This is a genomic window from Pseudalkalibacillus sp. Hm43, assembly GCF_051842935.1.
Classification (GTDB): domain Bacteria; phylum Bacillota; class Bacilli; order Bacillales; family Fictibacillaceae; genus Pseudalkalibacillus.
Genome location: NZ_JBPXRR010000001.1, coordinates 993,139 through 1,019,339 on the forward strand (window position 1 = coordinate 993,139; position 26,201 = coordinate 1,019,339).

General features: G+C 44.2%; 26 protein-coding genes and 1 riboswitch. Of the genes, 24 read left to right on the forward strand and 2 right to left on the reverse strand.

Going from position 1 to position 26,201, the window contains the following annotated elements; translation table 11 throughout:
• Nucleotides 1-16: 16 nt before the first annotated feature.
• The 10 genes from fmt (at nucleotide 17) to spoVM (ending at nucleotide 9,322) form a co-directional block, all read left to right on the forward strand.
• Nucleotides 17-949: a methionyl-tRNA formyltransferase gene (fmt, locus tag ACSVDE_RS05280; RefSeq protein WP_439299907.1), complete on the forward strand. Its 933-nt coding sequence runs from the start codon at nucleotides 17-19 to the stop codon at nucleotides 947-949.
• A complete protein-coding gene (gene rsmB / locus ACSVDE_RS05285) occupies nucleotides 949-2,295 on the forward strand; it encodes a 16S rRNA (cytosine(967)-C(5))-methyltransferase RsmB (RefSeq protein WP_439299908.1) in 1,347 nt (448 codons plus the stop codon). Before fmt ends, rsmB begins: the two co-directional genes overlap by 1 nt.
• Nucleotides 2,296-2,356: 61 nt before the next feature.
• Nucleotides 2,357-3,403 (forward strand): 23S rRNA (adenine(2503)-C(2))-methyltransferase RlmN, encoded by a 1,047-nt coding sequence (rlmN, locus tag ACSVDE_RS05290; RefSeq protein ID WP_439301934.1) that lies wholly within the window; start codon nucleotides 2,357-2,359, stop codon nucleotides 3,401-3,403.
• Nucleotides 3,404-3,419: 16 nt separating this feature from the next.
• Nucleotides 3,420-4,175 (forward strand): Stp1/IreP family PP2C-type Ser/Thr phosphatase, encoded by a 756-nt coding sequence (locus ACSVDE_RS05295; protein WP_439299909.1) that lies wholly within the window; start codon nucleotides 3,420-3,422, stop codon nucleotides 4,173-4,175.
• Nucleotides 4,172-6,163: a Stk1 family PASTA domain-containing Ser/Thr kinase gene (pknB, locus tag ACSVDE_RS05300; RefSeq protein ID WP_439299910.1), complete on the forward strand. Its 1,992-nt coding sequence runs from the start codon at nucleotides 4,172-4,174 to the stop codon at nucleotides 6,161-6,163. The genes ACSVDE_RS05295 and pknB overlap by 4 nt, the downstream gene beginning before the upstream one ends.
• 9 nt (nucleotides 6,164-6,172) lie before the next feature.
• The gene (gene rsgA / locus ACSVDE_RS05305; protein ID WP_439301935.1) at nucleotides 6,173-7,051 is read left to right on the forward strand and encodes a ribosome small subunit-dependent GTPase A; all 879 of its coding nucleotides are present in this window, start codon (nucleotides 6,173-6,175) and stop codon (nucleotides 7,049-7,051) included.
• A 2-nt stretch (nucleotides 7,052-7,053) separates the two neighbouring features.
• On the forward strand, nucleotides 7,054-7,701 hold the full coding sequence (gene rpe, locus ACSVDE_RS05310) for a ribulose-phosphate 3-epimerase (RefSeq protein ID WP_439299911.1): 648 nt from the start codon (nucleotides 7,054-7,056) through the stop codon (nucleotides 7,699-7,701).
• Between the two features lie 27 nt (nucleotides 7,702-7,728).
• Nucleotides 7,729-7,837: riboswitch (TPP riboswitch) on the forward strand.
• Nucleotides 7,838-7,939: 102 nt separating this feature from the next.
• Nucleotides 7,940-8,485, forward strand: a complete 546-nt coding sequence (thiT, locus tag ACSVDE_RS05315) for an energy-coupled thiamine transporter ThiT (protein WP_439299912.1) — start codon at nucleotides 7,940-7,942, stop codon at nucleotides 8,483-8,485.
• Entirely contained in the window at nucleotides 8,482-9,129 is a 648-nt protein-coding gene (locus tag ACSVDE_RS05320) for a thiamine diphosphokinase (RefSeq protein WP_439299913.1), read from the forward strand. Before thiT ends, ACSVDE_RS05320 begins: the two co-directional genes overlap by 4 nt.
• A 112-nt stretch (nucleotides 9,130-9,241) precedes the next feature.
• Entirely contained in the window at nucleotides 9,242-9,322 is an 81-nt protein-coding gene (spoVM, locus tag ACSVDE_RS05325) for a stage V sporulation protein SpoVM (RefSeq protein WP_007202502.1), read from the forward strand.
• 192 nt (nucleotides 9,323-9,514) lie between these two features.
• Here spoVM and rpmB read toward each other — a convergent pair whose 3' ends face one another.
• On the reverse strand, nucleotides 9,515-9,703 hold the full coding sequence (gene rpmB, locus ACSVDE_RS05330; RefSeq protein ID WP_226551145.1) for a 50S ribosomal protein L28: 189 nt from the start codon (nucleotides 9,701-9,703) through the stop codon (nucleotides 9,515-9,517).
• Between the two features lie 224 nt (nucleotides 9,704-9,927).
• On the opposite strand from rpmB, the gene ACSVDE_RS05335 reads away from it, so the two are divergent.
• The 11 genes from ACSVDE_RS05335 (at nucleotide 9,928) to rnc (ending at nucleotide 20,604) form a co-directional block, all read left to right on the forward strand.
• On the forward strand, nucleotides 9,928-10,290 hold the full coding sequence (locus tag ACSVDE_RS05335; protein WP_225065629.1) for an Asp23/Gls24 family envelope stress response protein: 363 nt from the start codon (nucleotides 9,928-9,930) through the stop codon (nucleotides 10,288-10,290).
• A 16-nt stretch (nucleotides 10,291-10,306) separates the two neighbouring features.
• Nucleotides 10,307-11,977 (forward strand): DAK2 domain-containing protein, encoded by a 1,671-nt coding sequence (locus tag ACSVDE_RS05340; protein WP_439299914.1) that lies wholly within the window; start codon nucleotides 10,307-10,309, stop codon nucleotides 11,975-11,977.
• A 117-nt stretch (nucleotides 11,978-12,094) separates the two neighbouring features.
• Nucleotides 12,095-12,757: an L-serine ammonia-lyase, iron-sulfur-dependent subunit beta gene (gene sdaAB / locus ACSVDE_RS05345; RefSeq protein ID WP_439299915.1), complete on the forward strand. Its 663-nt coding sequence runs from the start codon at nucleotides 12,095-12,097 to the stop codon at nucleotides 12,755-12,757.
• Nucleotides 12,758-12,780: 23 nt separating this feature from the next.
• Nucleotides 12,781-13,668: an L-serine ammonia-lyase, iron-sulfur-dependent, subunit alpha gene (gene sdaAA / locus ACSVDE_RS05350; protein WP_439301936.1), complete on the forward strand. Its 888-nt coding sequence runs from the start codon at nucleotides 12,781-12,783 to the stop codon at nucleotides 13,666-13,668.
• Nucleotides 13,668-15,704, forward strand: a complete 2,037-nt coding sequence (recG, locus tag ACSVDE_RS05355) for an ATP-dependent DNA helicase RecG (RefSeq protein ID WP_439299916.1) — start codon at nucleotides 13,668-13,670, stop codon at nucleotides 15,702-15,704. The genes sdaAA and recG overlap by 1 nt, the downstream gene beginning before the upstream one ends.
• An 81-nt stretch (nucleotides 15,705-15,785) precedes the next feature.
• Complete coding sequence (gene fapR / locus ACSVDE_RS05360) at nucleotides 15,786-16,358, forward strand: transcription factor FapR (RefSeq protein ID WP_439299917.1); 573 nt, start codon at nucleotides 15,786-15,788, stop codon at nucleotides 16,356-16,358.
• 8 nt (nucleotides 16,359-16,366) lie between these two features.
• Complete coding sequence (gene plsX, locus ACSVDE_RS05365; protein ID WP_439299918.1) at nucleotides 16,367-17,368, forward strand: phosphate acyltransferase PlsX; 1,002 nt, start codon at nucleotides 16,367-16,369, stop codon at nucleotides 17,366-17,368.
• Nucleotides 17,369-18,310 carry an ACP S-malonyltransferase gene (gene fabD / locus ACSVDE_RS05370; protein ID WP_439299919.1) on the forward strand — a complete coding sequence of 314 codons (942 nt, stop codon included), beginning with the start codon at nucleotides 17,369-17,371 and terminating at the stop codon, nucleotides 18,308-18,310. It abuts the gene before it with no gap.
• Nucleotides 18,311-18,314: 4 nt separating this feature from the next.
• Nucleotides 18,315-19,055, forward strand: coding sequence for a 3-oxoacyl-[acyl-carrier-protein] reductase (gene fabG, locus ACSVDE_RS05375; protein ID WP_439299920.1), 741 nt, complete (start codon nucleotides 18,315-18,317; stop codon nucleotides 19,053-19,055).
• Nucleotides 19,056-19,490: 435 nt separating this feature from the next.
• Nucleotides 19,491-19,724: an acyl carrier protein gene (gene acpP / locus ACSVDE_RS05380; RefSeq protein ID WP_439299921.1), complete on the forward strand. Its 234-nt coding sequence runs from the start codon at nucleotides 19,491-19,493 to the stop codon at nucleotides 19,722-19,724.
• Between the two features lie 118 nt (nucleotides 19,725-19,842).
• Complete coding sequence (gene rnc, locus ACSVDE_RS05385) at nucleotides 19,843-20,604, forward strand: ribonuclease III (RefSeq protein WP_439299922.1); 762 nt, start codon at nucleotides 19,843-19,845, stop codon at nucleotides 20,602-20,604.
• A 46-nt stretch (nucleotides 20,605-20,650) separates the two neighbouring features.
• On the opposite strand, the gene ACSVDE_RS05390 is transcribed toward rnc, so the two are convergent.
• Nucleotides 20,651-20,878 carry a DUF1128 domain-containing protein gene (locus tag ACSVDE_RS05390; RefSeq protein WP_439299923.1) on the reverse strand — a complete coding sequence of 76 codons (228 nt, stop codon included), beginning with the start codon at nucleotides 20,876-20,878 and terminating at the stop codon, nucleotides 20,651-20,653.
• A gap of 146 nt (nucleotides 20,879-21,024) precedes the next feature.
• Between ACSVDE_RS05390 and smc the strand changes: the two genes are divergently transcribed.
• The 3 genes from smc to ACSVDE_RS05405 all read left to right on the forward strand — a co-directional run bounded on the left by smc (nucleotide 21,025) and on the right by ACSVDE_RS05405 (nucleotide 26,198).
• Nucleotides 21,025-24,591: a chromosome segregation protein SMC gene (smc, locus tag ACSVDE_RS05395; protein WP_439299924.1), complete on the forward strand. Its 3,567-nt coding sequence runs from the start codon at nucleotides 21,025-21,027 to the stop codon at nucleotides 24,589-24,591.
• Between the two features lie 14 nt (nucleotides 24,592-24,605).
• A complete protein-coding gene (gene ftsY / locus ACSVDE_RS05400) occupies nucleotides 24,606-25,604 on the forward strand; it encodes a signal recognition particle-docking protein FtsY (protein ID WP_439299925.1) in 999 nt (332 codons plus the stop codon).
• Nucleotides 25,605-25,868: 264 nt separating this feature from the next.
• Entirely contained in the window at nucleotides 25,869-26,198 is a 330-nt protein-coding gene (locus ACSVDE_RS05405) for a putative DNA-binding protein (RefSeq protein ID WP_439299926.1), read from the forward strand.
• Nucleotides 26,199-26,201: the final 3 nt, after the last annotated feature.

The following is a 26,201-nucleotide window of genomic DNA, read 5'->3' on the forward strand; positions in this document are numbered from 1 at the left end:
AGAGATAGGTGATAATATGAAAATTGTATTTATGGGAACACCGGATTTCTCGGTTCCGGTACTACAAAGAATCATCCAGGATGGCTACGAAGTCGTTGCCGTCGTAACCCAGCCGGACAAGCCGGTAGGACGGAAAAAAGTCATCACCCCGCCTCCCGTTAAACACGAAGCTTTACGACATGAAATTCCTGTGCTCCAACCGAAAAAAGTTCGGGTTGAATATGAAGAAATACTGGCTTATGAACCAGACCTGATTGTAACGGCAGCATACGGACAAATTTTACCGAACGAGCTGTTATCATATCCTAAGTTCGGATGTATCAACGTGCATGCTTCCCTCTTACCTGAATATCGTGGAGGAGCTCCTATTCATAAAGCGATATTAGATGGCAAGAAGGAATCTGGCATTACGATCATGTATATGGTCGATAAACTCGATGCAGGTGATATCCTGACACAAGTGAGTGTGCCAATTGAAGAAACCGATGATGTCGGTGCGCTTCATGATAAATTGAGTGTAGCCGGGGCAGATCTATTAAGTGAGACGATACCGAAACTCATAAATGGAGAAATTGAGCCAGAAGTGCAAAATGAAGGACTCGTCACCTATGCACCCAACATTTCACGAGAAATGGAAAAGATCGATTGGTCAGCTGACGGTGAAAAGATTTATGATCAGATCAGAGGACTTCGACCTTGGCCGGTTGCATACACGCTTCTGAATGGTAAACAGACGAAAATCTGGTGGGGCGAAAAGGTATCAGACGCAAAAGGTGGAGAGCCTGGTCAGATCCTTCAATTCGATCAACAAGGAATTTTGGTCGCAACAGGGAATGACATTGCGATCCGGATCACTGAGCTTCAGCCTTCAGGAAAGAAGCGCATGGATGCTTCCCAATATGTGGCTGGCGCTCAACTTAGTACAGACATGAAACTTGGTGAAGAATAGTGAAGAAAAACGTAAGGGAAGTTGCGACGGATCTGTTGTTGAAGATCGACCGCTCGCAAGCCTACAGCAACCTCCTGTTGAATCAGGCAATCCAGAAAAATGATCTCAGCTCTAAAGATTCAGGTCTGTTGACTGAAATCGTCTATGGTACGGTACAGAGGAAGAACACATTGGATTTCTATCTGAAGTCCTTCATTAATAAACCATTGACCAAATTGGATGACTGGGTAGTCGTACTTCTTCGATTATCGCTCTATCAAATGGTCTATTTGGACAGAGTACCGGATCATGCAATCATCAATGAGGCTGTAGCGATTGCCAAAAAGAAAGGTCATAAAGGTACATCCGGTTTCGTCAATGGTGTGTTACGGAATGTTCAAAGAAAAGGCGTTCCACCACTTGCATCCATCAAGGAAAAAGAGTTACAATTGGCGATTGAGTGTAGTCACCCGGAATGGTTGATTAATCGCTGGATCGACCAGCTAGGTGAACAAAACACGATGGACATGTGTACGATCAACAATCTGCCACCTATGGTTACAGCAAGAGTAAACAGGCTGAAATCGACGGTCCAAGAAGTCATTGATCGACTCGAGAAAGAATCGGTTGGTGGAAAACCGAGTGAAGTTACACCAGATGGAATCAAGGTCACATCCGGTAATTTGCCGAAAACTGACGTATATAAGTCCGGTCTTTTGACGATCCAGGATGAAAGTTCGATGTTAGTCGGTTACGCAGTGGATCCCCGAAGTGGCGAAAGAGTGCTGGATGCTTGTGCCGCTCCTGGTGGGAAAACGACCCATCTTGCTGAACGGATGGACAACGAGGGTGAAATTACAGCCATCGATTTGCATGAACACAAAGTTCAGTTGATTGATGAACAGATTGAACGACTCGGATTGGAAAACGTCCAAACGATTGCCATGGATACTCGTAAAGCGGCTAACCTTTTCCAAGCAGAAAGTTTTGACAAGGTGCTTTTGGACGCTCCGTGTACTGGGTTCGGAGTCATCCGGAGAAAACCTGATATCAAGTGGTCCAAACGGCCGGAAGATATCGAGAGGATTCAACAGGTCCAGTACGATTTGCTCGAATCAGTCGCCCGAGTGCTAAAACCAGGTGGATTATTAGTGTATAGTACCTGTACAATAGAAGCAGATGAAAACCGTAATCAAATCGAGCGGTTCCTGCAAGAACATCCAGAGTTTGTCTGGGACGTCTCATTTTACGAACGAATGCCTCAATCCGTACAACCTTACATTTCAAATAACAAAGGTGAGCTGCAAGTGCTCCCACAATACTTTGATAGTGACGGATTTTACATTGCATCCTTGAGGAAAAAATAACAGAAAAGGCGGTGATGGAACATTGTTAAAACCGTTAACCGAGAAACAAACGAATCCTGATATCAAGAAATCGATCTTTTCATTAGGATACGAAGATTTGAAAAAATGGCTGAAGGAGGAAGGAGAACCTTCTTTCCGAGCAAAACAGATTTACGAATGGCTCTATCAGAAACGGGTTGAATCTTTTCAAGACATGACGAACCTTTCTAAAGGACTTCGAGAGAAGCTTGAAGAAGAATATGTCATCACACCATTGAAAACCATCATCAAACAAGAATCAAAAGACGGCACGATCAAGTTCTTGTTCGAATTGGAAGATGGTTACTCGATCGAGACCGTGTTGATGCGCCATGAATATGGAAACAGTGTTTGTGTTACGACACAGGTAGGCTGCCGATTAGGTTGTACATTCTGTGCATCCACACTAGGTGGATTGAAGCGTAACCTGAAGGCTGGAGAAATCGTATCACAAGTATTGGAAGTACAACGTGCTATGGATGAAACGGATGAGCGGGTCAGCTCTGTTGTCGTTATGGGTATCGGGGAACCATTCGATAATTATGAAGACTTGATGAGCTTCTTGAGAATCATCAACCATGATGAAGGTCTGAACATCGGCGCACGTCACATTACGATTTCTACAAGTGGAGTCGTACCAAAAATCTACGATTTCGCTGATGAAGGAATGCAGATCAACTTTGCCATTTCCCTGCATGCCCCTACAACAGAAATCAGAAGTCGCCTCATGCCTGTCAATCGAATGTACCCACTGGATGACTTGATGGATTCCATCCGGTATTACATCCGTAAAACAGGTCGCCGGGTGACATTCGAATATGGTTTATTCGGTGGTGTGAACGATCAAGTGGAACATGCAGAACAATTAGCCGACTTGATTTCGGATATCAAATGCCATGTGAACTTGATTCCAGTCAACTATGTACCAGAGAGAGATTACGTCCGTACGCCTAAGAATCAAATTTTCAAATTTGAGCGTACCCTGCGTGAACGCGGTGTCAACGTAACGATCCGTAGAGAGCAAGGGCATGACATCGATGCTGCTTGTGGTCAGCTCCGTGCAAAAGAGCGTAAGGACGAAACGACGTAAATAGAGGTGAGGAAGGTTGTTAAAGGCATTCTTTCAGACAGACCAAGGTAAAGTGAGACCTCACAATGAAGACAGCGGGGCAGTGATTCCGATCTCTGCCTCCGATGTTTTTGCTGTGGTTGCAGATGGAATGGGTGGACATCAAGCTGGAGATGTAGCCAGCCAAATGGCAGTCCATTTTGTCAAACAGCATTTGGATACATACATAAACGAGAAAGAAACATCATCAGAAATCATTCATTCATTAATTGAAGACGCTAACAAGGAAATTTATTCCTATGCACAAAGCCATCCTGAATGCAGAGGGATGGGGACGACCGTAATCGTATTGCGTGCAAAGGGGAATGAGGTCCACCTGGGACACGTCGGTGACAGTCGTTGTTACCGGATCCAAGGAGAGGAAATCATCCAACTGACGGACGATCATACACTCGTCAACGAACTTGTGAAGTCCGGCCAAATCACGGCTGAAGAAGCGGAATATCACCCAAGGAAGCATGTCGTCATGCGGGCACTTGGAACAGATCCTGAAGTTGATATCGATGACTTGACCTATGAATGGTCATCAGGGAGCTATCTCCTCATTTGCTCGGACGGGCTTTCCAACAAGGTTTCATCACAATCCATCGTGGAAGTCGTCAATGGAGAGGCAACCATTGAAGAAAAAGCCAATCAACTTGTCAATATGGCGAATGACGCTGGTGGCGAAGACAACATCACCCTGATCCTATTGCATAATGATGTCGCTCCTGAAGAAGGTGCGTCTGAATGATCGGCAGAAGAATCAGTGATCGGTATAAGATTTTAGAGATCATTGGTGATGGTGGTATGGCGGTCGTTTATAAAGCTGAAGATCTGATCCTTGATCGAATCGTCGCGGTTAAAGTATTAAGGTCCGAATATTCAACAGATGAAGACTTCATCCGGAGATTTAGAAGAGAAGCTGAATCTGCAACAAGCTTGAACCATCCAAACGTTGTCAATATCGTCGATGTAGGTGAGGAAGAACAGATCTACTTCATCGTGATGGAGTATGTGGAAGGGCAAACACTCAAACAAATCATCCGCGATCGAGGACCGTTATCGCCAGAACGATCCATTGAAATCATGAAACAGATCTCTTCGGCTATTGCACACGCCCATGACCATCACATCGTTCATCGGGATATCAAGCCACATAATATTTTAATAGATAAAAAAGGTAACGCCAAAGTGACGGATTTCGGTATTGCGTTAGCGGCTACTTCAGCGACCATCACCCATACGAACTCTGTCCTTGGAAGTGTTCATTACTTTTCACCTGAACAAGCTCGAGGCGGAATAGCCAACAATAAGTCTGACATCTATTCGTTAGGTGTCGTTTTATATGAAATGGTCACAGGGAGATTGCCGTTTTCAGGTGAATCTGCCGTGTCTGTGGCGCTGAAGCATTTACAAGAGCAATTTCCGGAACCGAAGTTGCTTAATCCTGATATACCTCAAAGCCTGGAAAATATCATACTGAAAGCGATGGCGAAAGATCCGAGTCAACGGTTTGATAGTGTAGAAGATTTTGGGGAGAAGCTGGAATTCGCTCTCCAGCATCCAAATGAACCTAAGCTATTCATTGATGAGGATGAAGAAGCGACAAAGGTGTTGACCCCGATCGGGAGTTCAAAGGAGCAAGTGAAGCCAGCAGCAGAACCTCCTAAAAAGGAAACCGAGGCTAAGGCGCCATCTGAACCAAAGAAAAAGAAGAAAAAGAAAAACTGGATCGCTATCCTTGTAGCCATTTTTCTGTTAGTCGGAATTGCAGGTGTCGCTGCATTGACGATTTGGCCGGAAATTCTACAAACAGAAGAAGTACCTGTACCGGACGTCATCAACATGTCTTATACAGATGCTTATGAAAAATTGAAAGATGCCGGTCTCGATCCCGAGAAAGAAGAGCAGCCGAGTGCAGAGGTCAAGGAAGGAAATGTGATCAGGCAAACACCTTCTGCTGGTACGAATGTAAAAGAGAACCACAAAGTGACGTTGTTTGTCAGTACCGGTCCTGAAAAGTTCGAAGTTGAAAATTACGTCGGTCAAGAGGAAGAGGACGTGAAGCGGACGAATGTAAATGACCTGTTCAAAAGCGTGGAAACGACGAAACGGGTAAGCGAGGAGTATGAGGAAGGTGTCATCCTCGACCAATTCCCTGCAGCAGGGGAAATGGTGATTCCTGGTCAAGAGGTTCTGATTTTATATGTGAGCAGTGGACCGCCATCATTCGATTTAGCCGATTTGACCGGTAAAACGATTGAAGAAGCAAAAGTTTATGCTGAAGAGAACGGACTCACTATTAAAGAAGCGAGTGAACGGGAATACTCTGAAGATGTGAAAGAAGGAAGCATCATCAAAACCGATCCATCTGCCGGTTCATCCGTCCGTGCAGGAGATGAAATCACCGTCACCTTATCGAAAGGTATTCCAGATCCGATATCAATCAAAGACATGGTAGAGGTTGAAATCGAGGAAAATCCAGGAGAAGGTGATGGACAAGGTAATGAAAAGGATAAGAAGGAACCGAAGAAACATAAGGTTAAAATCGTCACGAATGATGTGAACGGTGAAAAAACCATTATTGAAGAAGAAATCAAAGAGACGAAGATGTACGAAATCCCATTGACGATCGCCTATAACGAAGAAGGCAGCTATAAAGTATTTGTCGACGGTGAAGAATACTATAGCGAGTCGTATACGTATGAAGAAGCGAAAAAATTCCAGAATGGAGAGTAGATGAACTGCATGCCAAAAGGAACGATTATTAAAGCGTTGAGCGGTTATTATTATGTGAAAAGTGAAGGTGAAGTGTATCAATGTCGTGGCAGGGGCAATTTTCGGAAACGAAAGCTGACCCCACTAGTTGGTGATGATGTTGAATTCGAATCAAGCAATAAGACAGACGGTTATGTCTTAGAAATCCTTGAACGGAAAAATGAGCTCATCAGACCACCGATTGCCAATGTGGATCAGGCACTTCTCATTTTTTCAGCACAAGAGCCAGCGTTCAATACGCTCCTTTTGGATCGGTTCCTCGTCCATATCGAAGCTAATGATATCTTACCAGTAATCTGTCTCAGTAAGCTGGATTTACTCGATCAACCGGAAGAACTTAAGGACGATCTTAATGTGTATCGAGAAATCGGATATGAAGTAATTGAAACTTCTTCTACCGAAGAAATCGGACTTGAAGATGTTCGAACCGTTTTTGAAGATAAAGTAACGGTTGTTGCTGGACAATCGGGTGTCGGTAAATCGACCTTGTTGAATGCGTTGAATCCAGAGTTGAACTTGGAAACGAACCAAATCTCAAATCACCTCGGACGTGGGAAACATACGACCAGACATGTCGAATTGATTCCTTTCGGGGAAGGATTAGTAGCGGATACACCAGGGTTCAGTTCTCTTGATTTTGTAGATATGGAACCTGAGGACTTGACGATTTATTTTCCTGAAATGCGTGACAGACGACCGGATTGCAAATTCCGAGGATGCACACATACATCCGAACCGAAGTGTGCAGTGAAAGCCGCGTTAGCGGATGGAGAGATTGCGCAATTCCGTTATGAACATTACGAAAAGTTTTTACAAGAAATCAATGAACAAAAGCAACGGAGGTACTGACGATGACGAAAATAGCACCATCGATCCTTTCTGCTGATTTCTCGAAGCTAGGAGAAGAGATTAAAGATGTTGAACTAGGTGGCGCGGATTATATTCATGTGGATGTGATGGACGGACACTTCGTACCGAACATCACAATTGGACCATTGATTGTAGACGCCATTCGCCCGGTTACGGATCTCCCTTTGGACGTCCACTTGATGATTGAAAACCCGGATCAATATATTCCGGAGTTCGCGAAGGCCGGCGCGGATATATTATCCGTCCATGTAGAGGCTTGTCCACATCTCCACCGGACGATTCAATTGATTAAAGACCAAGGGGTGAAAGCGGGCGTTGTCCTCAACCCTCATACGCCTGTCAGCATGATTGAGCACATCATTGACGATGTCGATCTTGTTTTGTTGATGACGGTCAATCCTGGTTTTGGAGGGCAATCCTTCATTGAACAAGTTCTTCCAAAGGTGAAGGCAGTATCGGACCTGTGTAAGGAAAGAGGACTCGACATCGATATCGAAATCGATGGTGGTGTCAATCCGGAAACCGCAAAGCTGTGCCGCGAGCATGGTGCCAATGTCCTTGTCGCAGGTTCTGCGATTTACAAAAAGGAAAACAGGAAGGATGCAATCGAAGCCATCCGTGGTGTATAATGTGGAGTAGAAATTAAATAGTTACAAAGAAACCACTAGGGGAATCTCCGAAAGAGATTGAGAGTGAAGTGTAGGCTTCTGACCCTGAGAACCTGAACAGGATCATACCTGCGGAGGGAAGTTGGCTTTCAATCGATAATAGATAGATAAAATTATTCGAAAGCGGCTGTCCTCTTGGGCAGTCGCTTTTTTATTCCAGATCAGTGATTTCTTTGTAGAGATGAAGGGGAGAGAGAATATGAGAAACCGTAATTTATTGATGGCGGAAGTTGCCATCATGGCAGCATTAGGAATTATATTAGGATTTATTAAACTGAGTGGTCCCTGGGCATTCGGTGGTTCTGTATCACTAGAGATGGTTCCAATTTTTATCATGGCATTCCGTAGAGGGTTATTTCCTGGCGTCCTGACAGGTTTGCTCATTGGACTTCTACAACTAATGATTAATCCATATATCTATTATTTCTTACAAGTTATCCTGGACTACCCACTAGCATTTTTATTGGTAGGATTAGCTGGACTCACAAGACCAGGCTGGAGTGATACTTTTGGCAAGCGAGTCTTTATGATCATACTTGGAACCTTTATCGGAAGCGTGTTACGACTTGCCAGCCATGTTATATCGGGCGTTGCATTCTTTGCAGACCAAGCACCTGAAGGAACACCTGCATTCATGTACTCGTTCCTATATAACATTTCATACATTGGCCCAACATTCGTGTTGACAGTCATTTTACTCGTGTTGTTATCTAAGACTGCTCCTAAACTGATTCATGGAGAGTGATAGTATTGAAGACGATTTGCTTAGTTTCAGGAGGGCCTGAGTACTTGCTACCTGAACAGATGGGTAAGGAAAATGCGATATTTATCGGAGTAGATGAAGGGATTCTTTTTCTTCAGAAAAGAAAAATCGTTCCCGCAGCTGCTTTTGGTGATTTCGATTCCATAACAGACGAAGATATCACTGCTCTTAAAGATGAACAAATGGCGATGTTCACATTTGAACAAGAAAAGGATATGACGGATTTGGAACTGGCTTTGCAATGGGCATTCGAACAAGATCCTGATCGTATTGAGTTATACGGCGCAACGGGGGGCCGGCTCGATCATGAGTTGATCAACATGCAACTGCTGAAGCAAGGTCTCGATCGGGGAATTGAAACGGTGATCATCGATCGAACGAATGAAGTGATGATGAAAAATCCGGGCCATTACTCGTTGGAGCATGACGAGCGATACCCTTATATATCCTTCATCCCTTTTAGCGCTGAAGTGAAAGGGATTACGCTGGAAGGATTCAAGTATCCCCTCGATCAAGCTGAACTAGTGTGGGGTTCGACCCTCTGCATTTCAAATGAGCTTGTAACAAAAAAAGGTACTTATTCATTTGAAGACGGCATAATTATGGTGGTAAGAAGCAAAGACTGATTTGCAAACGTAAACTCCTGGTACTTTTTTTAAGTAGACGAATATACTTAAATAGAATGTTAATTTTCCGAAGAGATTGGGTGCGGAAACTAACGTTGGAGGAGGCGGAATCATGAAATTTTATACCATCAAACTGCCGAAGTTCTTAGGGGGATTTGTAAGAGCGGTCCTAGGGTCCTTTAAGAAGGGGTAAGCAAAAAAGCACCAACCGAGGTGCTTTTTTGTTTTGTCTATGCGGTACTCGAAACTGAGAAAAAGCCGAAATCGGGGTGCGAATGAGACGTTTGCGGTACTCGAATATACGAAAAAGGACCGGAAGCGAGGTGCTTCAGGTCCCAGAAATTAAAAATGAACCCGATCTTGGGTTCATTTTCTTTTCATACAATTAAACGCGCTCTACTTTACCTGATTTCAAGGCACGAGCAGAAACGTATACGCGCTTCGGCTTACCGTCAACAAGAATACGAACCTTCTGAACGTTCGCTCCCCATTTACGTTTCGTAGTGTTCAATGCGTGTGAACGCTTGTTTCCAAAGCTTGTTTTCTTACCAGTAACAACACATTTTCTAGCCATTATGAATGTACCTCCTTTATTGCAAATAAGAGAAATAATGCAGTTTATAGTTTATACGAAAACACTACACTATAGTAGCACGAGTGTTCTTAGATTGCAACAAGCATTATCAAGTTTATTTACTTGACATGATATTGGCCAATATTGATATTTTCTTTTAAAATGTTAGATATTATAGTAAAATGACACTAGTCATAGGTATTAAATCCAAGGGAGGATTCTACATGTCTATAGAAATGAAAACTAAGTATGGAGAAATTGATATCTCTAACGATGTGATCGCTACGATTGCAGGTGGAGCCGCAATCGATTGTTATGGTATTATCGGAATGGCATCGCAAAAGCAAATTAAAGATGGCATTACAGAGCTTCTAGGACGTGACAATTTCAGCCGTGGAATCGTCGTGCGCCAAGAAGAGGATGAAGTACACATAGACATGTATATCATCGTCAGCTATGGAACGAAAATTTCTGAAGTAGCTCACAATGTTCAAACAAAAGTGAAGTATACGCTTGATCAAATGCTCGGATTATCAGTTGATTCCGTCAATATCTTTGTTCAAGGCGTGAGGGTGACGAACCCGTAACGAGGAGGAAGAATTCGTGACAGAGAAGAAGTTAGGCGGGAAAAAGCTTTCCCAGATGTTTATCTATGGGGCGGACAATCTTAACAAAAATGTGAAGATGGTCGACGCCCTGAATGTATTCCCGGTTCCGGATGGAGATACAGGAACCAATATGAATTTGACCATCACTTCTGGTGTGAAGGAAGTGAAAGGTCTTGACACGGACGATGCAGGTTTGATTGCATCTACATTCTCTAAAGGTCTTTTGATGGGAGCGCGAGGAAATTCTGGTGTTATTCTTTCCCAGCTTTTCCGAGGGTTCTCTAAAGCACTTACAGGGAAAAAATCAGTGGACGCAAAGCTGTTTGCGGAAGCATTGGAAGCCGGAGTGGAAACGGCATATAAAGCAGTCATGAAACCTGTAGAAGGGACAATCCTTACAGTTGCAAAGGATGCAGCGAAGAAAGCATCTAAGGCAGCCCGTAAAACGGATGATCTCGTTTCCTTGATGGAGCAAACGTTGAAGGAAGCGAAAGAATCACTTGATCGTACACCGGATCTGTTACCGGTTTTGAAGGAAGTCGGTGTCGTTGATTCTGGCGGTCAAGGACTCGTCACGATCTATGAAGGGTTTTTAGCTGTACTTGAAGGAAAAGAGTTGCCAGAAGTAAGCATTTCCGGACCTTCTATGGATGAACTGGTAAGCGCGGAGCACCATAAAGCTCAAATGCACATGAAAACGGAAGATATCCATTTTGGATATTGCACGGAGTTCATGGTCAAGTTCAAGAAAGAGAAGACGGATCAAAATCCGTTTTCTGAAGACGATTTCCGTAACGAGCTGAATGAACATGGTGATTCTTTGCTCGTCGTTTCGGATGAGGAACTTGTCAAAGTTCATATACATACGGAAAAGCCGGGAGATATGCTGTCTCTTGCGCAATCGTATGGAGATCTGATCAATATTAAGATTGAAAACATGCGCGAGCAGCACACGGCAATATTAGAAAGTGAAAAGGACGAACCGAAAGTCAAAGTCCAAGAAAAGAAAAAACCTTTCGGCATCATTACAGTATCAATGGGATCGGGCATTGAAGAATTATTCAAGAGCCTGGGAGCAACTGTCGTGATTGCAGGAGGTCAAACGATGAATCCAAGTACGGAAGACATCGTGAAAGCCATCGAAGAAGCGCATGCTGAAAAGCTGATCATCCTACCGAACAACGGGAACATCGTAATGGCAGCAGAACAAGCAGCTTCTGTTGTAGATGAAGACGTTGCTGTCGTTAAGACGAAAACAGTTCCACAAGGTATTTCAGCCCTACTGGCCTTCAATCCAAGCGCATCTCTTGAAGAGAATCAAGAGAGTATGACTGAAGCGGTTGGCCATGTGAAATCCGGTCAAATCACGTTCGCAGTAAGAGACACGTCGATTGATGGCGTGGAAATCAAAAAGGACGACTTCATGGGTATATTCGATGGGAAAATCGTTACGTCGAAGAAGTCCCAGAAAGAAGCGGTGGAAGCTCTCTTGTCTGAAATGATTGATGAAGATGATGAAATCGTCACAATCATTTATGGCGAAGATGCCAATCAGGAAGATGCTGAAGCGCTAGAAGATTATATTACGGAGCACTACCCAGATGCGGAAGTTGAAATCCATCCGGGTCAACAACCCATCTATTCGTATATCATTTCCGTTGAATAAACGCTAAACATATTCCTACCATGATCTTTCTGAAGACCGATCGGGTAGGAATATTCTATATCAGGGGAGTTTTTCCATCATAGTTCCAAAAAACCGCTTATCCTGGAGGAATGTAGGATGAAGTTTAAAAGCGTTTTTGATATCATCGGACCAATCATGATCGGTCCTTCCAGTTCACATACAGCCGGTGCAGCCCGAATCGGCCGGGTAGCGCGCTCATTATTTGGACGTAAACCGGACTGGGTACATATATCCTTTTACGGTTCCTTTGCAAGGACCTATAGAGGTCATGGGACCGATGTAGCCATTGTCGGTGGAATCCTAGACTTTGATACGTTCGATGAACGGATCAGTGAATCTTTGAAAATCGCAAAGAAAGAAAAGATCAAAGTGAAAATGACGGAAGAAGATGCTTTGACCGACCATCCCAATACAGCTCGGATACGGATGGGGGATGAGCAAGGGGAGCTTGAAATCGTAGGGATTTCAATCGGTGGTGGAAAGATCGAAATCATTGAGTTGAACGGTTTTGAACTTCGATTATCCGGTAATCATCCAGCTCTGCTCGTCGTCCATAATGATCGATATGGGGCGATTGCAGGTGTTGCCAATCTCCTTGCCAAACTGGAAATCAACATCGGACATATGGAGGTCGGCAGAAAAGAAGTCGGTAGTGAAGCGTTGATGACTATCGAGGTCGATCAGAACTTGGAAGATTCCGTCCTAGAAGAAATTGAAAAGCTACCGCACATCATCAAGGCAACTCGAATTCATGAATAAATAGAAGGGTGGTTATCGATATGATGTTCCGTAATGTCAGTGAATTGGTTGAACGAGCCGTCTCAAAGAATATCCCGATTTCTGAAGTGATGATCCAGCAAGAAATGGATGTGACTGGGCGAGATCGTGAAACCGTGATGGACCTGATGGAAAAAAATCTTGATGTCATGGAGCAAGCGGTTGAAAAAGGTATCAAGGAAGGCGTGAAATCCCATTCCGGCCTCACCGGCGGGGATGCTGTCCTTTTGCAAAAATATATCGAGAGTGGAAAAAGTCTTGCAGGAACTACGGTATTGGATGCAGTCAGTAAAGCAGTAGCGACGAATGAAGTGAATGCTGCGATGGGCACAATCTGTGCAACACCGACCGCGGGTTCTGCTGGCGTCGTCCCAGGTACCTTGTTTGCGTTGCGAGATAAACTTCACCCGACTCGCGAACAGATGGTCAGATATCTGTTCACTTCTGGCGCATTCGGATTTGTCGTGGCGAATAACGCATCCATATCTGGTGCTGCTGGAGGATGTCAAGCTGAAGTCGGATCAGCGACTGGAATGGCTGCAGCAGCCATTGTGGAACTTGCAGGTGGCTCCCCTGAGCAATCTGCACAGGCGATGGCAATTGCGTTGAAGAATATGTTAGGGCTCGTTTGCGATCCTGTCGCTGGGCTCGTGGAAGTGCCTTGCGTAAAACGAAATGCAATCGGCGCAAGTATCGCCATTACCGCTGCAGATATGGCTTTAGCTGGCATCACTAGTCGAATTCCATGTGATGAAGTCATTGACGCTATGTATAAGATCGGCGAATCCATGCCGACAGCATTGAAGGAAACTGCACAAGGAGGATTAGCGGCGACTCCTACAGGTAGAGAGCTAGAAGCGAAGATCTACGGAGTTCCGTTAAAGAAGAAATAATGGATTTGAATCAACCTGTTACCCAAGTGAAAGGGATCGGTGAAGCTCGTGCGGAAGAGCTTGCCGATCTGAACATTTATACAATTGAAGATCTGCTCTTGTATTTTCCTTATCGTTATGAGGATTTTCAAGTAAAGGATCTGACAGAACTTAAGCATGATGAAAAAGCGACTGTAGAGGGGAAGGTTCATAGCGAACCTTCTTTACGCTATTATGGCCGGAAGAAATCAAGATTGACCGTCAAAGTCCTTGTTGGCAAGTATCTCGTCACTGCAGTCTTTTTCAATCGAGCTTTTTTGAAGAAGAATTTCTCGATCGGGCAACCTGTGACGATCACTGGGAAATGGGATCAACATCGACTGACAATCACCGGGCAGCATGTTACATTTGGTCATCAGGAACAGGATGAAAAGATTGAGCCTGTATACTCTGTTAAAGGAGATTGGACGGTCAAACGTGTGAAAAATGTCGTCCATCAAACCGTTCATCAATATGTCCGATACATCGAGGACATATTACCGGAAGAGAAGCGACAGCAGTACAAATTGATTGAGCGGAGGCAAGCGGTTCAATGGATTCATGTCCCCGAGAGCCATGAGCATCTGAAACATGCAAGGAGATATTTCGTGTATGAGGAACTGTTGCTTTTCCAATTGAAGATGCAATGGTGGCGCAAACAAGAAAAGGAAAAAACCGATGGAAAAGCGAGAGCATTTGATCAAGCCAAGCTGCAAGCGTTCATCCATTCGTTGCCTTTCCCATTGACGGGAGCCCAACAACGTGTGACAGATGAGATCCTTAAAGATTTGAGCTCCCCATATAGGATGAATCGGTTACTTCAAGGTGATGTCGGTTCGGGGAAAACGATTGTTGCCGCAATTAGCATGTATGCATCAGCAACCGCAGGAATGCAATCCGCTCTGATGGTACCTACAGAAATTTTAGCTGAGCAGCACTATGAATCTTTGACCGATCTTTTTAAAGAGATGGACATCCAAGTAGAGCTGTTGACGAGTTCTATCAAAGGCAAGCAACGTGCAGAAATTTTGAAACGGGTGAAAGAAGGGGAAGTCGATTTCCTAGTCGGTACACATGCTCTGATTCAAGGAGAAGTTCAATTTCAAAATCTCGGTCTCGTCATAACGGATGAACAACATCGGTTCGGTGTGAATCAACGGAAAGTGTTACGGGAGAAAGGCATTACTCCTGATGTTCTGTTCATGACCGCGACGCCTATTCCACGAACGTTAGCCATTTCTGCGTTCGGAGACATGGATGTGTCGACCATCGATGAGATGCCTGCAGGTAGAAAGCCGATCGAAACCTATTGGGCTAAGCACGGCATGTTGGATCGGGTGCTGGCTTTTATCCAAAAAGAACTTGAAAATGGAAGACAAGCCTATGTCATCTGTCCGTTGATCGAGGAATCGGATAAGATGGATTTCCAAAATGCTGTAGATGTGCATGCGCAGCTTCAACAATATTTCACGGATTTCAATGTCGGTTTGATGCATGGAAGGTTGGCTGTCGATGAGAAGGAAGAGATGATGACGAGGTTCAGTAAGAATGATGTCCAAGTTCTCGTATCGACGACGGTCGTTGAGGTCGGAGTGAATGTTCCAAATGCTACCGTCATGGTCGTCTATGACGCCGAGCGCTTCGGGTTGGCCCAACTTCACCAATTGAGAGGACGTGTCGGACGTGGTGATGCGCAATCCTACTGTATCCTGATTGCAGATCCAAAATCGGACGTAGGAAAGGAACGTATGCAAATCATGACCGAGACGAATGACGGTTTCGAGCTTTCACAACGAGATCTCGAACTTCGTGGTCCAGGAGACTTTTTCGGCAAAAAGCAGAGCGGACTCCCGGAATTTAAAGTTGCTGACTTAGTGCATGATTATCGTGCACTCGAGTTTGCCAGACAAGATGCAGCAACGATGGTCAATTCCGATGTATTTTGGAAAGAAGATGAGTACGCTTCTTTACGTAATTGGCTGATGAGTCAGGTTGAGCATTGGGAAGAGCTTGATTAGTCCTCTTATCCTTGAAAATGAGGACTAATCATTATATACTACTTTTAGTACCTACTCATAAGAGTAAGAGATGGTGAAGTAATGAAGCGTAATAAGAAGGAACGTCAACAAGTGTTGAAGGAGACCATTCTAATCAATCCTTTCATTACAGATGAAGATTTAGCGAATCAATTCCAGGTCAGCGTGCAGACCATTCGTCTGGATCGGCTGGAACTCTCGATTCCAGAGTTGCGGGAAAGGATCAAGAATGTAGCTCAGCAACAATTAGATGAAGTCAAGGCTCTTTCCATTGAGGATGTCATAGGTGAAATCATCGACTTGCAGCTTGATGAGTCAGCTATCTCGATACTCGACATCAAACAAGAGCATGTTTTCTCAAGGCATAATATCGCACGTGGTCATCATTTGTTCGCACAAGCCAATTCATTAGCTGTTGCAATCATCAACGATGAACTGGCGCTCACAAGTAAATCGGATATACGATTTACGAGACAGGTGAAAGTTGGCGAGCGTGTAGTTGCTAAAGCAGTGGTCCAAGAACATCAAGCTGATCGGACAATTGTCGAAGTGAGAAGTTATGTAGAACAAGAACTGGTCTTCGAGGGCATTTTCACAATGTTCCGTTCGAATAAAAGGCAAACAGAAGGGACGTAAAAGGATCGATGAGAATTGCCATTGATGCAATGGGAGGTGACCATGCACCAGAGCAAGTCGTTCTGGGTGCCATGGAAGCCGTCAAAGAATATAAAGATTTAGAGATCACATTGGTCGGTGACGAAAACGAAATCAAGAAATATTTAAGTGATTCCGACCGATTGAACATTTTACATACAACAGAAAAAATTACGAGTGAAGATGAACCTGTCAGAGCTGTAAGAAGGAAAAAGGATGCATCAATGGTCCTTTCTGCTGTCGAAGTGAAGGAAGGTCGAGCGGATGCTTGTATTTCTGCTGGGAACACTGGCGCGTTGATGACGACCGGGCTTCTTCACGTAGGTCGAATCAAAGGCATTGATCGTCCAGCACTTTCACCTACATTACCTACGCTAGACGGACAAGGATTTGTGTTGTTGGATGTCGGTTCCAATATGGACGCAAAAGCAGAACACCTATATCAGTACGCCTTGATGGGTACGGTTTACAGTCAAAAAGTAAGGGATATAGAACGCCCGAGAGTCGGTTTGCTGAATGTTGGCACTGAGGAAGGGAAAGGAAATGAACTTTCCAAGAAGACCTATCAGATGTTGAAAGACTCAGAGCACATCCAATTTGTCGGAAATGTGGAAGCACGTGACCTTTTGGATGGAATTGCTGACGTTGTCGTTTGCGACGGTTTCTCTGGAAACCTCGTCTTGAAGACAATTGAAGGAACAGCGATGTCGATCTTTTCAATGTTGAAGGAACAATTGATGAGCTCAATGAAAAGTAAATTGGCAGCTGCGGTCTTGAAACCACAATTCAAAGCGTTGAAGGCAAAACTGGATTACAGTGAGTATGGGGGAGCCGCTTTATTCGGCTTAAGAGCTCCTGTCATAAAAGCCCACGGCTCTTCGGATGCAAATGCGATTTTGAACGCGATTCGACAAGCGCGCCATATGGTAGAGCATGACGTGGTGGACATTATTACAGAAAAGGCATCTCGATTGGAAGGGAATGAGGAATAAATGGGTAAAGTAGCATTTTTATTTCCAGGACAAGGCTCCCAGCAAGTAGGGATGGGTCAAGAAATCGCAAAAGTAAACGAACGCTCTGAAGCAGTGTTCAAGCAAGCGGACCAAAGACTTGAATATGCGCTATCGGATATCATCAAAAACGGTCCAGAAGATGCGTTGACACGTACGGAGAATACACAACCAGCACTATTGACTACAAGTATAGCGATCTTGAAAGCAATGGAAGAACACGGGGTCCAACCAGACTTTACCGCTGGACACAGTCTGGGTGAATATACTGCTCTGGTTGCTTCAGGTGCACTTTCGTTTGAAGATGCGGTTTATGCTGTACGAAAGCGCGGCATGTTCATGGAAGAAGCGGTTCCTGCAGGGGAAGGGGCGATGGCAGCCATCCTCGGTATGGATGCTGATGCACTTCAGACCATCACTAACCGGGTGACGGAAGCAGGAGATTCTGTCCAATTAGCGAACTTGAATTGCCCTGGTCAGATTGTCATTTCCGGTACGAAAGAAGGAGTAGAGAAAGCTTCTGAAATTGCAAAAGAAGAAGGAGCGAAGCGAATCATCCCTCTTCAAGTCAGTGGTCCATTCCACTCTGAATTGATGAAGCCAGCTGCGGACAAGATGGGAGACGTCCTCGATGAATTGACGTTCTCTGATGCTGCGATCCCTGTCGTTGCGAATGTAACAGCTACTGCAGTCACAGAAGCTTCTGAAATCAAGAAGAAATTGATCGAACAAATATATTCTCCTGTCCGTTGGGAAGAAACGATTCAGTTCTTGTTAGACGAAGGTGTAGATACATTCGTCGAAATCGGACCAGGTAAGGTTCTATCTGGATTAGTGAAGAAAATCCATCGTCGTGCAACGACCATCGCCATATCTGATCCTGAATCATTGACTGCTGCGATGGAAAAACTGAAGGAGGTATGAAACGATGCTTAGTGGTAAAACTGCGTTAGTAACAGGTGCTTCTAGAGGAATCGGACGAGCAATTGCACTTGAACTTGCCCGTCAAGGAGCTTCCGTGGCCGTCAACTATTCTGGAAGTGAAGAAAAAGCACGTAAAGTTGTTGAAGAGATCCAAGAAAACGGAGGTAACGCCTTCGCAATCCAATCGGATGTAGCGAGTATGGACTCCGTAACTTCTATGATCAAAGAAGTCATCTCCACGTTCGGATCACTTGATATTCTGGTCAACAATGCAGGAATCACACGTGATAATCTGTTGATGAGAATGAAAGAAGAAGAATGGGACGCTGTCATCAACACGAATCTTAAAGGTGTCTTCAACTGCACGAAAGCGGTGACCCGTCAAATGATGAAACAGCGCTCAGGACGTATCATCAACATCGCCTCCATCGTCGGTGTATCCGGCAACCCAGGACAAGCGAACTATGTTGCAGCCAAAGCAGGAGTCATCGGTCTGACAAAATCAACCGCAAAAGAATTGTGCAGCCGTGGCATCACAGTCAACGCAGTTGCACCAGGCTTTATCGAAACGGACATGACTGACGCGCTTGAAGGGAACGTAAAAGATGAAATGCTCAAGCAGATCCCACTCGCAAGACTCGGTCGACCGGAAGATATCGCAGCTGCTGTGAGGTTCTTGGCGGGGGATGAGGCGAGTTATATTACGGGGCAGACTATCCACGTAGACGGCGGCATGGTAATGTAACTAAAAATTTCTGGTAAACATGTCTCTCGAACTACTGCGTTACGTTGTTGCTCGGATCCTCACGTATTATATATACGCTCCGGTCCTCGCAACTGCCGTGCCTTGTATTTCGAGGCCCTGTTTATCCTCAATTTTTAGCTTTCATTTAGAATATTTGAAGCTTTTAGATCACGATGCTTTGTTCCTTGGTGATTTCGCATGAAATTTACGACACTCCTGCGGGAATAGCGAGCCAGGCGAGACCCCACACTTTTTAAAAGGATCTTCGACTAACAGCCACCACTTCCTGTGGTGAACGTCGAAGCCGGGACATCCTGTGGGAGTGATTTTGAAGAAATCAACATGACTATTTAACAAAACCTAAAAGATTAAGACAATCACAATTTACGAAGTCGTATACTTCTCGTATAATTACTTGAGAGGAGGTGAACGGACATGGCAGACATTCAAGAGCGTATTACAAAAATCATCGTTGACCGTTTAGGGGTTGATGAGGAAGAAGTGAAAGTAGAATCTTCTTTTAAAGAAGATCTTGGAGCAGACTCTCTAGATGTTGTTGAACTTGTTATGGAACTTGAAGATGAGTTCGATATGGAGATTTCTGACGAAGATGCAGAAAAGATTGCTACTGTTGGCGATGTAGTGAATTACATAAACAGCCATCAATAGTTTGTCGGGGTTGACCCTTACCGGTCAGCCCTTTATCTAATTTTCTGCTAATATAAAGGAAAAACAAATGGAATACACATTAGAAAAATGACATGCGAAAGGAATTATGGAGGTCACTATGTCCAACCGTACTTCATCAAAGAATAAATATCCAAGACCGAAACGCAGACCTTTTACGAAAGAAGAACTTTCAGTCCGTTTTGCTGCGTTTCAAAAAGAATTGCACATCCACTTCAATAATGAAAAGTTGTTGTTTCAAGCTTTTACTCATTCATCGTATGTGAATGAGCATCGTAAACGTCCAAGTGACGATAACGAACGCCTCGAATTTTTAGGAGATGCAGTCCTTGAGCTGACGATTTCACAGTACTTGTATAAGAAATATCACAATATGTCCGAAGGTGAATTGACCAAGCTACGTGCAGCCATCGTATGTGAACCATCACTAGTGACCTTTGCACATCAATTGAAATTCGGAGATCTTGTTTTATTAGGTAAAGGGGAAGAAAATACAGGTGGACGTACTCGACCTGCGCTATTGGCGGATGTTTTCGAAGCCTTCATCGGTGCTCTTTATCTCGATCAGGGACTAGAAGTGGTAGAGAGCTTTTTGGACGAATATGTGTATCCTAAGATTAATGAAGGTGCTTTTTCCCATGTGATGGATTTCAAGAGTCAGCTACAGGAATTCATACAACGTGAAAATCACGGTACACTTGATTATCGGATCGTACAAGAAACAGGTCCTGCACACAACCGTGAATTCACATCAGAAGTATATTTGGGCAGTGAACGATTAGGAGTAGGGCATGGCCGTTCCAAGAAAGAAGCGGAGCAGCAGGCCGCCCGAGAAGCATTACAATACTTGAACTCTAAATGAGCGGAATGAAGAAGGGTTGCCTCTATGGAGGCAACCCTTTCTTGACTTATTTACTTTTGCGCAACTCACTCAATTCTTGAATGATGCCTTCAGTCTCACTGACACTGAAATGGTCTTTTTTCATGACGAATTCATATAAGTCCTTCAGATCTTCATATTGATCGACATCAAAGTCTTCAGAGCGCATGACGCCTGTATTGACAACTTGCATTTGTTTTTGCATTTGCTCAAGCATATACGCCATATTTTCCTGGCTTTTGACACTAAGATTCACAGAACCATCCTTTCTACGATTCGTTGATCAATTTTCATTGTAGCATGAATCATGGGCACTTGTTGAATTTCACTTGTGTTCTTCTTCAGCTTTCCTCTTTATGATAAAATATATAGGTATGTATTCAAGGGAAGGGGGAATCTTACATGTTCCTCAAACGTTTAGATGTCGTAGGGTTCAAGTCCTTTGCTGAACGAATCGGAATCGAGTTCGTTCCAGGGGTTACAGCTGTTGTTGGCCCGAACGGCAGTGGGAAAAGTAATATATCGGATGCAGTCCGATGGGTGCTTGGTGAACAATCAGCCAAATCGCTGCGTGGCGCTAAAATGGAAGACATCATCTTTGCAGGTAGTGATACACGTAGACCACTGAATGTTGCCGAAGTGACACTTACATTGGATAACGAAGATCAGCATATACCGATTGAATATAATGAAATCAGTATTACTCGTAGAGTGTACCGATCTGGAGATAGCGAATACTTGATCAACCGTCAGCAATGTCGATTGAAGGACATCATCGATTTGTTCATGGATTCCGGTTTAGGGAGAGAAGCCTATTCCATCATCGGACAAGGTAAAGTCGAAGAGATCTTAAGCAGTAAACCAGAAGACCGCAGAAAAATTTTTGAAGAAGCGGCTGGGGTCTTGAAATATAAGACACGTAAGATCAAGGCGGAGCAAAAGCTTAAGGAAACAGAAGAGAACCTCAATCGAGTGGAAGATATTCTTTATGAATTGGAAGATCAAGTCGAGCCTCTCAAGATCCAAGCTTCCATTGCAAGAGATTATCTTGATAAAAAAAGTGAGCTTGAGGTCATCGAATCCGCATTGATCGTCCATGAAATAGAGGATCTACATAGTCGCTGGGAAGCGAAGTCCAAAGAGATTGAACGATTGAAAGAGGAAGAAGTGAAGCTTCAAGAACGAGTGCTTGAAAAAGAGGCTTCCATCGATAAGATCCGGGACGAGTTGTCTGCTTTGGATGAGTCGATTGATGAATTGCAAGATGTCTTGCTGAACGTCAGCGAAGAGCTTGAAAAGCATGAAGGTAAACGTGAAGTCATGCGGGAGAGAAAGAAGAACTATCATCAGAATAAAGAACAGCTGACAAAGAAGATTGCGAGTTACAAAGAGAAGAAACAATCCATTGATAAAATGTTGACCAGTGAAAAAGAAGTGTTGAAACAGCATCAGGACAAGCTAAGTCAATTGAAGGCGCAGTTGAAGGATGAAGAAGGTCAGCTCGTCATGATGGACAAGAACATTGAAGAAGAGCTTGAACAGTTGAAAAGCCAATTCTTCGATTGCTTGAATGAGCAGACCTCGATCAAAAACGAAATCCGTTATTTGACGGAGCAGCTTGAGCAGCAATCGAACAAAACGAGCAAACTCGATGAACGTCATGAGCAATATATTGAAGAGCGGGAGAAAATCACCACCAGAAAAGCTGAACTTACGGAGCAGTTGTCGGTTGTGCAAGAGCAGCTGGAAACACAGATGGACGGTTTTCTGAAGTTGAAAAGACAAATTGAGCAAGATGAATCGAAGCTTTCTGAAAAAGAATCGAACCTTTACAAAGCCTATCAGTTCATCCAACAATTCCGTTCGAAAAAAGAAATGCTTGAGGAAATGCAGGACGATTACAGTGGTTTTTTCCAGGGAGTCCGAGAGATTCTTAAGGAACGTAGAAAACGTTTGAAGGGCATTGAAGGGGCAGTTGCTGAGCTTGTGACAGTAGAGAAGGAACAAGAGACCGCCTTGGAAACAGCCCTTGGTGCAGCTACGCAGAATGTCGTTGTAGATTCTGAAGAAAATGCGCGAGCCGCCATTACATTCCTCAAACAGAAACGACTTGGACGAGCGACCTTTTTACCAATGTCGGTCATTCGAAGCCGAAAACTGCCTTCACAAGAGGTAGAGAAGGTACGCAGCCATAACTCCTTTATCGGGATTGCTTCCGATCTTGTCACCTTTGACGATCGTTATCGAAACGTCATTGAAAATCTGCTTGGTAATGTAGTGATTGCACAAAATTTAGAAGGTGCGAACGCATTGGCTAGGCTCTTGAAGCATCGATACAGAATCGTCACCATTGAAGGTGATGTCGTCAATCCGGGCGGGTCGATGTCAGGTGGTAGCATGAAGCAGAAGAACAGCTCCCTGTTATCGAGACAACGAGAACTAGAAACAATCACTGAAAAATTATCTTCCATGGAAGTCCAGACCGAAAAGCTGGAAATGGAAGTGAAAAACGGGAAAGCTGAGTTGCAAGAACAGAAGTCGAGTATGGAGTCGATGCGCGAGAACGGGGAGCAAATTCGTCTTAAGGAACAACAGTTGAAAGGCGAACTCCGTGAGATTGAACTCGAAAGCAAAAACATCAACGAGCATCTCTATCTGTATGACCGTGAGAAAGGTGCATTCCATTCAGAAAAGGAAACGATGGAAAAAAGGATATCAACCTTGAAAGGATCGTTAAAGACCTCTGAAGATAAAGCGTCTGAACTTGAAACTGAAGTCGAACGTTTGACGCATCAGAAGAAAAACGCCCAAACGACGAAGGAAGACTTGAATGAGTCCATTACGACGCTTAAGGTGAACGTCGCTCAATGTGAGCAACAGTACACGAACTCAAAAGATACTGTTCGTCGTCTACAGAATGATTTGGATGAAACAGTCCAAGTCTTAGAGGAAGCGGAAGAAGAATTCTGGTTGTTAGAGGAAGCAGTGAACACGAGTTCTTCTGATGAAGAAGCGTTGGACGAGCAGATCATACAGCATCGAAAAGATAAGGATGCGACCATCCAGTTGATTGGTGACCGTCGTAAAGAGCGGACGGAAAGACAAGAGAATATCGAAAAGCACGAAATGGAACTGAAAGAATTGAAAAGAGTCCATAAGCAGATGTCAGACGGCATTCACCAAGAAGAAGTTCGGATGAACCGCCTGGATGTGGAGCTTGAAAATCGATTGACTCACTTGAGTGAAGAATACCAGTTGACGTATGAGCGGGCGAAAGAAAAGTACAAACTGGAGATGGACCCCGATGAAGCTCGTACGAAAGTGAAACTGATCAAGCAGGCGATCGAAGAATTAGGTACGGTCAATCTGGGTGCAATTGATGAGTATGAGCGTGTTTCTGAGCGATATAACTTCTTGACAGATCAGCGTGACGACTTGAATGAAGCAAAAGCTACATTATACGGTATCATTACAGAGATGGATGAAGTAATGACGAAACGGTTCAAGGAGTCATTTTTTGAGATCCGCACACACTTCCGGACGATATTCAGTGAACTCTTCGGAGGGGGACGAGCGGATCTTGAATTGACTGACCCCGAGGATCTGTTGAACACAGGGGTCAACATCCTCGCGCAACCTCCTGGGAAGAAGCTTCAGCATATGGCCCTGCTTTCTGGAGGAGAACGAGCACTAACCGCAATCGCACTGTTGTTTGGGATCCTGAAAGTCCGGCCTGTGCCATTCTGTATTTTGGACGAGGTAGAGGCTGCACTGGATGAAGCGAACGTAAGCCGGTTTGCAAAATTCTTGCGTGCTTTCAGTAAAGAGACCCAGTTCATTGTGGTCACACACCGTAAAGGAACGATGGAAGAGGCAGATGTACTGTATGGCGTCACCATGCAGGAATCAGGCGTCTCCAATCTTGTTTCAGTGAAATTAGAAGATACGAAAGAATTAGTAACGACGTAGTTTAGGAGGATAACATGAGTTTTTTCAAACGAATGAAAGATAAGTTCACGAACCAAAGTGAAACCGTAACAGAGAAGTTTAGAGATGGTCTGGAGAAGACCCGTAATTCTTTTTCAACACGGGTCAACGAGCTCGTCAAAAATTACCGTAAAGTCGATGAGGAGTTCTTTGAGGAATTAGAAGAGATCCTCATCGAAGCGGATGTCGGTGTTGCGACCGTCATGGATCTGATTGACGAATTGAAAGATGAAGCGAGACGTCAGAACATCAAAGACACTGAAAAATTGCAAGTCGTCATATCAGAAAAGCTTGCCGAGTTCTTGGAAAAAGAAGATGAAGATAACAAACTGAACATACAAGAGGATGGATTGACTGTCATCTTGTTTGTTGGAGTGAATGGTGTCGGGAAGACGACATCGATCGGAAAACTCGCGCACAAGCTGAAGCAGGAAGGTAAGACGGTCATGATGGCAGCAGGAGATACGTTCCGTGCAGGTGCAATCGATCAATTGCAAGTATGGGGCGACCGAGTCGGGGTAGATGTTGTCAAACATAGTGAAGGCTCAGACCCTGCAGCGGTGGTGTTTGATGCAGTCCAGTCCGCAAAATCCCGTGGGGTAGATGTATTGTTATGTGATACAGCAGGTCGACTTCAGAATAAAGTCAACTTGATGAACGAGCTTGAGAAAATCAAACGTGTCATCGGACGTGAGATTCCAGACGCTCCACATGAAGTGCTTCTCGTCGTCGATGCAACAACGGGTCAAAATGCGATGAGCCAGGCGAAGACATTCAGCCAAACGACAGATGTCAGCGGCCTTGTCTTGACGAAACTGGATGGAACGGCTAAAGGTGGAATCGTCCTAGCGATCCGTCATGAACTCGAGATTCCGGTAAAATTGGTCGGACTTGGCGAGAAAGTCGATGACCTATATGAGTTCGATGCTGATCGATTCGTATATGGATTATTCTCAGACCTGATTATGGAAGAACAAGACGAAACCATCAATTGATCAAAGAGATGTGAAAAGAGAACACACGCACACCGCGTGTGTTTTTCATTGGAACCCTGAGCAGTGCCAGGTACTGCTCAGAAATGCTGTCATATCAAGCTTCTTAGGTGGTGCCAGGTACCATAGAGGAAGCTTGATGTGACAGGCTTCAAAAATGGTACCTGGCACTGCAAACTGATGTTAAGAAAAAAACTTGACAAAGGTTTCTATGGGGTGTAGTATGATTAATCGTAAAGGCATTTCGCTTAACAAGGGGTGGAAAAAGTGCTCGAAAAAACGACACGAGTCAATTTTTTGTACGATTTCTATCATGCACTTTTGACTCCAAAGCAGCGAAATTACATGGCGCTTTATTATCTCGACGATTTGTCCCTTGGAGAAATTGCCGAAAGTTATGATGTAAGCCGTCAAGCTGTATATGACAATATCAAACGTACAGAGCTTATGCTTGAAGAATACGAAGAAAAGCTAGAACTTCTCGAAAAATATCAGAGACGCCAGCAACTTCTCGAGACACTCCGTCAACAGATTGCTGAGGAGAAGGATCAGAAAACCGTTCTTGGTACGATCGATCGTATCGAAGAATTGGATTAGGAG